Source organism: uncultured Subdoligranulum sp., assembly GCF_937890665.1.
In genome coordinates, this window is the sequence record NZ_CALADU010000256.1 from 1 (window position 1) to 11021 (window position 11021).

General features: G+C 48.9%; 13 protein-coding genes. 1 reads left to right on the forward strand and 12 read right to left on the reverse strand.

The features are described from left to right. Positions 1 to 2039: hypothetical protein (locus Q0526_RS14285; RefSeq protein WP_298734924.1), on the forward strand; the 2039-nt coding region annotated here is incomplete at its 5' end. Positions 2040 to 2161: 122 nt separating this feature from the next. Here Q0526_RS14285 and Q0526_RS14290 read toward each other — a convergent pair. The 12 genes from Q0526_RS14290 to Q0526_RS14345 all read right to left on the reverse strand — a co-directional run bounded on the left by Q0526_RS14290 (position 2162) and on the right by Q0526_RS14345 (position 10941). Beyond that, a complete protein-coding gene (locus Q0526_RS14290; protein ID WP_298734927.1) occupies positions 2162 to 3454 on the reverse strand; it encodes a recombinase family protein in 1293 nt (430 codons plus the stop codon). Between the two features lie 20 nt (positions 3455 to 3474). Continuing rightward, a complete protein-coding gene (locus Q0526_RS14295; RefSeq protein ID WP_298734929.1) occupies positions 3475 to 3780 on the reverse strand; it encodes a recombinase family protein in 306 nt (101 codons plus the stop codon). Between the two features lie 12 nt (positions 3781 to 3792). Next, entirely contained in the window at positions 3793 to 4632 is an 840-nt protein-coding gene (locus Q0526_RS14300) for a recombinase family protein (RefSeq protein WP_298734932.1), read from the reverse strand. Positions 4633 to 4635: 3 nt separating this feature from the next. After that, entirely contained in the window at positions 4636 to 6174 is a 1539-nt protein-coding gene (locus Q0526_RS14305; RefSeq protein ID WP_298734935.1) for a recombinase family protein, read from the reverse strand. Positions 6175 to 6281: 107 nt separating this feature from the next. Then, positions 6282 to 6461: a hypothetical protein gene (locus Q0526_RS14310; protein WP_298734938.1), complete on the reverse strand. Its 180-nt coding sequence runs from the start codon at positions 6459 to 6461 to the stop codon at positions 6282 to 6284. Between the two features lie 141 nt (positions 6462 to 6602). After that, complete coding sequence (locus tag Q0526_RS14315; protein ID WP_298734942.1) at positions 6603 to 6929, reverse strand: type II toxin-antitoxin system RelE/ParE family toxin; 327 nt, start codon at positions 6927 to 6929, stop codon at positions 6603 to 6605. Further along, entirely contained in the window at positions 6926 to 7228 is a 303-nt protein-coding gene (locus tag Q0526_RS14320; RefSeq protein WP_298734945.1) for a type II toxin-antitoxin system RelB/DinJ family antitoxin, read from the reverse strand. Before Q0526_RS14320 ends, Q0526_RS14315 begins: the two co-directional genes overlap by 4 nt. Before the next feature lie 141 nt (positions 7229 to 7369). Next, positions 7370 to 7756 (reverse strand): recombinase family protein, encoded by a 387-nt coding sequence (locus Q0526_RS14325; RefSeq protein ID WP_298734948.1) that lies wholly within the window; start codon positions 7754 to 7756, stop codon positions 7370 to 7372. After that, on the reverse strand, positions 7749 to 8132 hold the full coding sequence (locus tag Q0526_RS14330; protein WP_298734951.1) for a hypothetical protein: 384 nt from the start codon (positions 8130 to 8132) through the stop codon (positions 7749 to 7751). Before Q0526_RS14330 ends, Q0526_RS14325 begins: the two co-directional genes overlap by 8 nt. A 27-nt stretch (positions 8133 to 8159) precedes the next feature. After that, the gene (locus tag Q0526_RS14335) at positions 8160 to 9791 is read right to left on the reverse strand and encodes an ATP-dependent DNA helicase (protein WP_298734955.1); all 1632 of its coding nucleotides are present in this window, start codon (positions 9789 to 9791) and stop codon (positions 8160 to 8162) included. Then, positions 9745 to 10341, reverse strand: coding sequence for a hypothetical protein (locus Q0526_RS14340; RefSeq protein ID WP_298734958.1), 597 nt, complete (start codon positions 10339 to 10341; stop codon positions 9745 to 9747). The genes Q0526_RS14335 and Q0526_RS14340 overlap by 47 nt, the downstream gene beginning before the upstream one ends. A gap of 285 nt (positions 10342 to 10626) precedes the next feature. Beyond that, positions 10627 to 10941 (reverse strand): HTH domain-containing protein, encoded by a 315-nt coding sequence (locus Q0526_RS14345; RefSeq protein WP_298734961.1) that lies wholly within the window; start codon positions 10939 to 10941, stop codon positions 10627 to 10629. Positions 10942 to 11021: the final 80 nt, after the last annotated feature.

The window sequence follows — 11021 nt, forward strand, 5'->3', positions numbered from 1 at the left end:
AAAAAGATATGTTGGATTTGATAGCCCCTTTTGTTATGTATGCAACTGCCAAACTTACTGCTCCCAATGATGAAATTTCAATAAGAGATGTACAAAAATATATTCAACTAAATTTTGCATATGAAGACATACCCATTTCTATTATTGAGAGAGTACTATCGCGTAATCCTTTTGATGCTATTGAAAAGCGCTCAGGTCTGTTCTATTTATCTAAGCCAATCGATGCTGAGATTGAAAAAATAGATAAACGAAAAAGTGAATGTCAAGAGCACTTAGACTATTTAGGAAATGAAATACTTACTTTCCTAACCTCTCATTGTAAGCGAGCCAAAGTAAAATCCAAGGATCAGGCAATCAATTCCTTGTATAGCTTCTTTTCTCGTTATAGTCTACAAGTCGGTACGAATGATTTGGCAAGTGTTAAAATTTCTCCTTCCGAGTATGAAATTGATTATTACATTTCTCGTTACATTTTCGAATGTAGGGATAACCACTCAATTTCTTACCAATACCTAATCGATTTAGTTAAGGGATATTTTTTACGACTGGCCATTTACATTCAACCCGACAATAGTAATATCAAAACAGCAACCTATGCAGATCTTACTTTTTATTATGACACACCGATTTTACTCGATTTGTTAGGCTATAGTGGAAAGGAAAATGAGGAAAACGCGGTTGCACTATACAACATGATTAAGCGGCAAAACGGAACCATTCGTTGCTTTCCGCATGTAATAAGCGAGATCACAAACATCTTGCATGCCTATAAGCGCTCTCTTTTGCTAGGGCATGTTCCTGATACCGCAAGAACTCTCGAGGGCTTGAACGACCGATCGTATACGCCTAACGATGTTGATCGCGAAATCTTGTTACTAAACAGCAAGCTCGAAAATCGCTTCGGTATTACAGAAGTTGATATTCCTCCCTATGCAACAAATATTGACGGGGCTGTTGATCCAACGCACGTTCTTGATGAGAATGGCCTAAAATCATATATTCGAGATCATACTCCGCATTATACCGATCGCAACTTGGAAAACGATGTGACATCTGTACTTGCAATCCACAGATTGAGGGGAAATCATACATGTAATTCCATTGAAACCTGCCATCATATTTTTGTTACAAATAATATTGATTTCATCCATGCTTTTAACTTCTACTATAAAAGCAATGTCAATAAGCATACATTTCCGCTAACTATATCTGCCAGTGATCTTTCCGCCTTTACTTGGATAAAATGTGGTGAAGTTTCTAATTTGCCTGAAACAGAGCTGCTAAAAAATGCATATTGTGCGATGCAACCTATTCCAGAGCTCATGGAGAAATTAGAGCAAGTCTTTCAAAAATTGAAAGACTCCGGCAAAATGACATCCGAACAAATAGTTGCGTTGCGTGCTGATAGAGTTTTTCGAGATGATATCTGGCGCTATTCCTTCGGTGATTTGACACAAATCAATGAAAAGTCTGTAAAAGATGTCCAAGCAGAATACCAGAAAAAATTAACCGCTGATTTGGCTGCACAACATCAGCAAGAAATCTCGGCACAAAAAGACAGCTATGAAAGCAAAATCGGGGCGCTTCAGAGGCAGTTGCAGCAGGAAGCCGAAGAATATAGAGGCAAGCTTAATGCGCAAAGTTATGAAATTTTAGAAAAAGAAAAAAGTCATCGTGAGACTATACGCAAACAAGCTGATGCATATGCCCGATTGGCAAAACAGCGAAGACTCAAATTCTATCAATGTATATCGACTATAATTATGGCAGTTATTGCTTTCGCTTTTATTGCAGCATCTATTGGTACGCTTTTGTTTTCTAACAACAACTGGCCTATATCGATCGCTTGTGCCATTTGTACTTTATTTGATGTCATATCCGTTTTCGACCTATATTATTCTAAAAAGCTCATAATTGCGAAAAGGATAGAAAAATCTGCAGCAGCTTATGAGACAAAGGTTCGTGAGAAGAAATTGTCTGAATATGCACAATTTATGGAGTATGAGCAAACTCCAGTATCATCAGTTGATTACAATTAGTTCGCCAAAATAATCTTTGTGCGCATTCCATCAGGAATCCGAATCTTCTATTTATGGAAACAAAACAACTTGCTTATTGCGAGCAATCTTTTGTTTTCCATAGGCTTCTTTGTTAGTCTGTTTTAGCTACCCATTGACATTATTACGCCATACCCACCCACAAACTTCACCATAACTCGCTCTTTCGAGTATACGATGACCTGTTCCACGATTCGTCGGACCAGGTCATCGTCGTATTGGGTGAAATCGGTGGGTGTGTTTTGGATGCAATCCCATACTTTCTGTATCCTGTTTTGTGCTTCGGCATCCATCTGGGATGTGCGCTGCAAACGTTCCAATTCGGTTTGCAGCGCCTGTTTTTCCTCTTTCAGTGCCTTGAACTTTCCTTCATAGATGCTGGCATCCCCACTGTGCGCAACCAGGAGCAGCAAGTTACTGGTCTGGCGATCGATCTCCTGGATACGGTCTATCAACTGGTGCGGGTCTTGTGTTGCCCCTTCATAGCGCAGGATGTTTTCTTCTGTCTGCATCACTTCTTCTTTAACACTCTCTTTGTTATCCAGCAGTGCGGCAATACACTTCATAAGGGCTTTCTGCAAGTCCGGTTCTTTCAGGGTCGGCGTATTTTTGCAAAATTTTTTCCCATTTTCCAAGCGGTTGCTGCAGCGCCACACTCTTGTTTTGCTGCCGTCCCGATTTGTATACAGAACTCGGCGGTACATACAGCCGCATTCACCACAAATCAAGCGTTCTGTCAAAGCAAACTTGCTGGAATATTTACTGCGTCCCGAAATTCCTTTGTTCGGGTTAATCTTAGTTTTGCTTCCTCGTCTTGCCATTTCCAGCTGAACCGCTTGAAAAATATCACGCGGAATGATCGCCGGGTGGTTATTTCGAACATAACACTGCTCAACTTCTCCATGATTCTTCTTGACTGTTTTGGTCAGAAAATCTGCCGTGTATGTCTTTTGCAGCAGGAGATCTCCTACATACTTTTCGTTGTGAAGCATATTCTGAATCGTTGCGCGTGACCACTCCGTTTTGCCCGCTGGCGATGGAACGTGATCCTGCTCCAACTCGGCTTTCAGCTGTGATGGGGTTTTACCAGCCAAGTATCCATAAAAAATCCGTTTTACAGTTTTTGCCTGTTCGGGATCAATCTCTGGTCGGCCATCCGGGCCGGGGCGATATCCAAGGAATGAATGATACGGAAATGCAGCCTTTCCCGCCTGGATCAAACGTCGCTTTCCCATCGTTATATTCTGGCTCAGTGACTCGCTTTCCGCTTGCGCAAAGGCCGAGAACCAGGTCAAGAATATTTCGCTGCTCAGTTCGCCAGTGTTCAGCCCCTCTTTTTCAAATTCTATGGCCACCCCCAGACCTTTCAGCAAGCGGATATACTTGATGCAATCCAAGGTGTTTCGTGAAAATCGGCTCAGGGATTCAGGTCGATTTTATGCTTTTTGCAATCCTCGATCATATTCATAAAGCCCGGCCGTATCGTATCCCGCACACCGCTGATACCGTGATCTGCGTAGATCCCGGCCATCTTCCATTCTGGATTGCCGTTGATCAACCGGGTGTAATAATCCACCTGATTTTCAAAACTGCTCTCCTGCTCCTCCTGCTCTGTACTGACACGGCAATAGGCCGCAACCCGCAGGAGACGTTTTCGCCCGTTCTGTTGCAATGATTCTTTTCGCGGGATCCGTATAATGGTTCGTTCCTCATTGCCTGCCATGTCTGCTCTCCCTTAGATAATGGTTCCATTACATACCTGAAATTGAATGTTTCCATCCGGCTGCATCAGGATTTTTTTCACGCACTGGTTCAATAGTTCGATATTTAAAGTATTGCTTGGCGATAGCTCCTGCAGCATACGAACCATTGCATCACTTTCCGCCGCATCCGGTACCTCCTGGCAACACGCATACACATTTTGCACCCACTGTGCTGCCATCTGTAAAAGTTCAGCGGTGCGAGTTTGCGGATTGCTGATGGCGTGGTCCAGAATTTGCATATCCCGCACCATCTCCATTGTATAGGTTATATTGCCTGCTTCTGTTGGAATAACTTTTTGTGGCCGCCGAACCATCCCGTTTTGTTTCTCCAGAATCGTGTCCAGCAACGCCTGATCGGTCACGGATGGGAATTGAATGGCACAGCGGTCGCACCGCCAGTACACATTGCCCTGTGTATGATAGGAAACCCGTTTTAGTTTCTGTCCACACTGCGCACAGCATATCTTCATCCTGACAGAACGGATGACCGGGTTCAGGCGAACAGACGGTGCCTGTTTGCGCTTTGCAGCTACGCGATCCCACAATTCTTTTTGCAGCAGGATTGGGTACCCGTCTGCACCGATATATTTCTCATTGTCCAAGATGCGGCACACCATGTTTTTATTCCACCTGGCACTTCCTGTTCTGTACGGAATCTGTAACTCCGTCATACTATTGGCAATGGTTGGCGTTGTAGCGCCTGATGCAAAGCTTTGAAAGATCACCGCCACCGCTTTGGCTTCCTCTGGATTTGGAACAATGCGTCCCTCTCGCATCGCGTAGCCAAATGGGAAACGCCGCTTTCTTTCCATTGATCAGCCTTCTTCCTCAAGGGGACTTGTCAATTCCAGCCCGTTCAACATGCTAAAGGAGATTCTCCCCTCCCCTACCGTCGCTTTTACGATGAGCTGACCCCAGATAACCTCGTCTGTTGGCGTTGCATCCTGCTCAAGGGCATCCATCATTATCCGAGTCTGCCGGATGATGTCCCCGCACAGCGTCGCTTTCGCTTCGTGCAATCTGGCCTTATTTTCAGTCAACTGGTGATCCAGCTCGTTTTTCCTGCTGATAAAAAATCCAGAGTCAATACACCCACTCGCATACAAGCGTTGGAGGGTATGACTCTGGATTAATATATCGTTGATTGTCTGATACAGATCTTGAACCTGGGGCCGACAAGCCCTGTCATGGGATTCGATCTTCAGCAAGGTCTGCAAGTACCATTGCAGCAGTTCTTTGCTGTAGGTTCTCAATTTTCGGCAGAGACATCGGGCCCCCTGCAAAACGGCCGCCTCCGAATATCCCTTTTCCGTACACCGTTCAGGGTGGTATACGTGATTTTTGCAAATCCAGCATATGCCCTTGCCGGTCACCCTGCGGTAAAGCGGTGCGCCACAGGATTTGCAAATAAGCTTCCCTGTAAGCAGGTAGGTTTTCCGAGGTTCCTCACATCCGAATTGCCCGCGCCGTTCTGCCAAGAGGGTTTGAACGGCATGGAACTTCTCCGCCTCTATGATTGGCTCGTGCGAATGTCTGATATAAACTTGATCCTGTTGACCACAGTTCATAATTTTTCGAAATGGTACCGTATCACTCGTAAAGGATTTGCGCAGCAGCTCATCCCCCATATAGCGTTCATTGCTCAAGATGTATAGGATACCATTCTTCGAGCCGCGGATTCTGGCTTCTGCCGGCAACTGGCACGGCAGTTCCCTGGCGATCTGATTGACGCCGTATCCTGAAAGGTAGCGATCGTAGATCCAGCGTATCGCTTTTGCTTCTCCATTCTGAACCGACAAGCGACCGTTTTCATAGTGGTCGTAACCATATGGAAGATTGGAAAGCCGGAAGTTGCCGGAATTCATCCGCATCAAAATGCCTTTGCGCAGATTTTTGGCGATAGAAACGGATTCCTCCTGCGCAAAGGCGCTCATCATGCTGATGAGCATCTCGTTGGCCATCAGACGGGTGTTGATGCGCTCTTTTTCAAAAATCACCGTCACGCCCAGTTGTCTCAGTTCCCGAATCGCAGCAATGCAGTCCGCCGTGTTTCTGGCAAAGCGGGATAATGATTTCACCAGTATCTGGTCAATCTTCCGCTTGCGGCAGTCCTCCATCATGCGCAGAAATTCATCACGTTTGTGGGCATCGGTACCTGTGATCCCACGATCCGCATAGATGTCAACCAGTTCCCAATCGGCACGGGATTCGATGTAATTGGTGTAATACTGCACCTGAGAAGCGAAAGAGTTGAGCTGATCTGCTGAATCAGTGCTGACTCTGGCATAAGCGCATACGCGCAGCTTTGCTGTCACGTGTTGCCGAATCGGTTTAATAACTTCCACCTGCGGCATGACTCAGCCCTCCCTATGTGATATTGTGTTGTTTGATCTATCTGGTGGCCGACCTTATCACGACAACACTATCACACAGCGAGCGAATTATCCATTCACAATAACCACTAAATAGCCCGCCGATTTACGCCGTATAAATTGGCAAGAGCAACAGTTACTTTGGTCGCATTTTCCCGGTCGATCACCCCATTTTCAAGTAGATTTTTTACAATAGATAATGCCAACGCATAGCGAATCTCCTGCACCACAATGGGCGCAGGAGATTCCGTATTATAATCAATTTGCATTATAGCGCCTTCACTCAAGTTCTGCCCGAACTGTCAGCATAGAGGTTGACTAACCGTAATACTGATTCCAAGCAATAAAAAAGCGGAGCGATTTCCCCTTTTCGAGGACTCGCTCCGGATTGGATTTGTGATCGTTTGGCTTTATGTTATGTTGCGCTCCAATTGAGCAGCCACATCACGGCCGCCATACATAACGCGGAGCACAGTCACGGCTTGCGTTTGTCGATCTGAAACATAAAACACAAGATAATGGTCGATGGGCATCACGCGCAAGTTTCGGCTGCGCCATGGTTCCCTATCATAAATGCGGAAACGCTCCGGCATTGTGTCCAGTTTAAGAATGTTTTCTTCCAGACGGTCGAGCAATCGGTTTGCATTGATTTCAGAGGCCAAATCCACCGCGATGTATCGGTAGATGGCCTTCAAATCCTGCTTTGCCTGCGGGGTCAATGTCACGTCATACGTCATGCACCAACCTCTCCCCGAATTTCATCAAACGCTTGTTTTGCCGGGATACATTGGCCCGCTTGAAGCTGTGCAAAACCTTTTTCCAGCGCGACATCCAGCTGTTCGGCAGTCATACGGCTGGCATCCAGCGGATGTTCTGGCAGCCTGACGTCAAACGGCAAGCCTCCCTCCATGATGGATTTACGGAGAAATATGTTGATGGCATCCGTGATCGTGATACCAAAGCTGGAAAACAAATCTTCCGCACGCTTCTTTGTTTCCGGATCGATGCGCACATTGATGTTTGCTGACTTAGCCATAACCTTCGCCTCCCAGTCATCTTGCTTAAAGTATAACCGTTTGTGCGCACGTTGTCAATCATTTGCATCGCGCCGATCCCGTCATGTTGGTTCTATTGGTATGCATTGATACTGAGAAACCTCAAACGGTCAATATTGTCATTATAGTAGAACACCATCTAATCCATGCCGGTAGAGGTCATACCGAAGCTCACACTCAATGGTGGCAACCGTAACGTCATGTTTGTGGAACATCCGCAGCATCCATCCCAACCATTGCCGATGCACAGCCAGCCGGGACAAGCGCGGCACGACCACAACATCTACCAACCGTGCCCGCACCGCCCAAAGCAGGGCGAAGAGTCCCGGCCTCCAGATGCTGTGCTGTCCGCACCGGTCCTCGCTGGTGCCGACGACCTCAAGGCCTTGCTGCTGTGCCGCCTGGAGCGCATTCAGTTTCTGTTCCGCCAGCCGGTGACGATTTCGTGATCTGACGTATACCCAGGCGCGGGGATAGAACAGCGCCCGGTCTTTTTCCTGTTCACTCATCTATCTCATCGTAGCCGGGCAGAATCATCCAGTGCCGTCCGCCGGGTTCGATCCATTGGCCGTTCTTGGCCCCGAATGTATGGATGCCGTACTGCAATAGCGACATAAGCAGGCCATCCAGTTCCGCCTGGCCGCAGTGCAGGTGTTCCACATCGACCACTATCAGCACATCCACCTCACTTGCAGCGGCGGCGCGCAGTAGATCGACCATACCAGGGCGCAGAGAGAGCGGTTGGGCTTCGCTGCCTGCCTGGGCGAATAATTCCCACACGCAGGGCCACTGCAGTTTGCGCAGAGCGCGGTGGCAGATCAGTTGCTGCTGACGCATGGTCAGGTCTGAATCTTTGACTTCCTGGATAAAGCAGATTGCTCTCATGGTGTTCCTCCATTATATTATCCTGTGTTAATGATTTTCGGAATTCGGAAAAAAATAATCGGGGCTTTTGTGTGCCCGAAGGAATGGTTCGATGTCTTCGATTTTGGTTGTGATCGGGATGCCGTCCGGCAGTGCATCCAGCGCAGACTGGTGGTACCGCCCGTCGAGGGCGGCCCGCGGATCGAGGATGGCGACCGCGCAGCTGTCGTTCTCGGTGCGGATGGCCCGGCCGAAGCCCTGCCGCAGTTTTTGCTGCATTTCAGGCACGATCTCGGCCTGGATGTAGCTGTGCAGGTCAGGGTATTGTTCGCGCCGGGCTTTCCGCACCGGGTCAGGCACTGGGAAGGGCAACCGCACAATTACAAGCAGCGAAACCAGATCACCGGGGAAATCAATTCCTTCCCAGCAGGAGCCGCCCGCCAGCAGCACACCGTTTGCCAGTTGCTTAAACTGCTCCACCACTGCCTGTGACCCGCGGCGCGCCTGCAGAATAGGTAAATCCAGTGCATCCTTCAGCAATTCATACACTTCGCCCATCTGTTCGTAGGAAGTGAACAAGACAAGCGCGTGGCCATGCGCCGCTTCTATAAGCTGGCAGAGCTGCTTGGCAATTTGCTCATTGCTAGTTTCCATACGCTTCCGCTTGCCGGATGATGATGGTAACACGAGCAAGCAGTTATGCACATAGTCAAACGGAGAGGATACCTGCAAGTTTCGCACAGGAACGCCATGCCCCAGGCCCAGCAGTCTGCTTGTATTGGTGAATCCATCTCCGGCCGCCAGGGTGCCGGATGTCAGGATTGTCGGTTTACACTGGCTCCACAGCGTGGTGTATAGATGCTGCGGCAAGTCTTTGGGCACTGCGTTCAGTGAGACAATTTGCTTGCTATCCCCCAGCTCAGCTGCATATTCCACATACATAGTCGACGAATCATTCGGCATGAGGAACAACTGTGTCAACTCTATGACGCGCTGTACTGCGCGCCGCAGCGGTGGCGAAAGTTTTCTTCCGTCTTGTTGAGTTCTTTCGCACAGTTGATGATGGAGACGATCGAGTGTTGCAAGCTGTTCCTGCTGCGGGGCATACGGGATTTCCCGCGCCCGGCCATGCTGCATGGTCCCAAAGGCCGCAACCAGTTCATCCGTGATTCGCCGCAGTTTCTGCGATTCATGTACGAGATTCTCCCTTGCCAGCTGGTCTGCGATATCGTTCAAATCTGCTACCGTCAAGTTCCGGGTTTGCATCTGCTGGTTGACTTCCGGCAGTTTATGTGCTTCGTCAATGATAAGCACGCCGTAATCTCGCAGCAGCGGCTTCCAGCCGTTCTGTCGGTGTATGGCATCCGCCAGAAGGTAATTGTGATTGCAGATTTGAATCAGGAGCGAGCCGCTCCCGCTTTGCTGCAGATACCGCTGGTACCGACATCGGTGGCGCGCAATGCAGTCTTTCGCACATCGCTCCGGCACGCAGATATGCCGCCGGTCATATCCCGACAGGCCTTGGATCTGATCCAGATCCAGGCAGGCATCTGCATCCCGAAGCACATGCAGCCGCCGAGCAAACTTTTCCCCGCGCTGTGCCACTTCCTGCTGTCGTTTCAGCAGGCGCAGGTCACAGACGTAGCGGCCCTTTCCCTTGCGAAGTACAGTTTGTATCACATCCGTTTTGCGTTAGTACGGATGACAAAAATGGAATGTATTCTTTCAGAATTGCGTCCTGCAAAGTCACGCTGGCAGTAGAGATGACCAATGGCTGCCGTAAAGGCAGTGCGCGCTGCTGCATCCACAGGATAGCGGCCACCAGATAGGCATAGGTCTTGCCGAGGCCGACGCCGGCATCGCAAAGGGCCACTTCCCCGCCAAACAGGGCATCCAGCATGGTGTGGCACAGCTGAATCTGGCCTTCCCGCACCGTCATCTCCTGGCGAGGAAAAATGTGGCGGAATATGGTTTCGGCCTGCTGGTGGGCCAGTTCGTACCCGGTCGGCATCGTCTCATTCAAACAGAATCCCCCCGTTCCATTACGGTTGATGGCAAAATAATGCGGCGCAGCAGCTTGCTGTGCTGCGTCGCACGGGTTCGACATCAACACGTTGTTGAGGTCGTAAAAGAAAGAAATAGGAGTAATAACTTGCCATATTTGCCGCTCGCCCCCTGGCATGAGGAACACGGCAGGCGGGCTGCTGGCATACAACCGCTCACTGGTCAAGGGCGAAGGTCTCATGATTGCAACCTGGGCCCGGCCACCCCGTCTGATGCGCGGGGCTGCAGGCGTATCATTATCCCCTGCCCCAGGTCATCGCAAACAGTCCGTCGTGACTGCTTTCGGGTTGGATGGGATCGCTCAGCGTCAAATCCTGCATAATGCCTCATGGGGTAGGCATCGATGGTTATGCAGAACATGGCGCGTCCTGGCGCATCTTCCCGTGTTGCTCACTGGGGCAGGAACGTACCTGCCATGCTGGGTATGTAATTGTCAAGGTATGCGGTGCGATCAGGCTCCGCGTAGAGTCAAAGCTTCCATGATCTCCTGCATGGTTTCGGCATCCTGTTCAGAAAGGCCTTGCGATAACCGCTCCAGGAGCTGATAGTGCTTTTGCGTCAGACGTGGACGATCACCTTCATAAATGACGCCACCACCATGCCTGCCGCGCACGCAGCGGATGCGGTTGCTTACCGACAACTGCTCGATATCCCGAAAAATCGTTCGAACAGAGACACCAAACATTGTCGACAGATTTTCCATTGTCTCCTGGCCTGTCAAACTCAGATGATGCAGAATCTCCCTTCGGCGTTCTTCTGCATCCACATGTGATACCTTCTTTCTTTGACCCTGAAGATATCATAATGGTTAAATATGCCAAAACCTGTCTTATTTAGACATTTTTT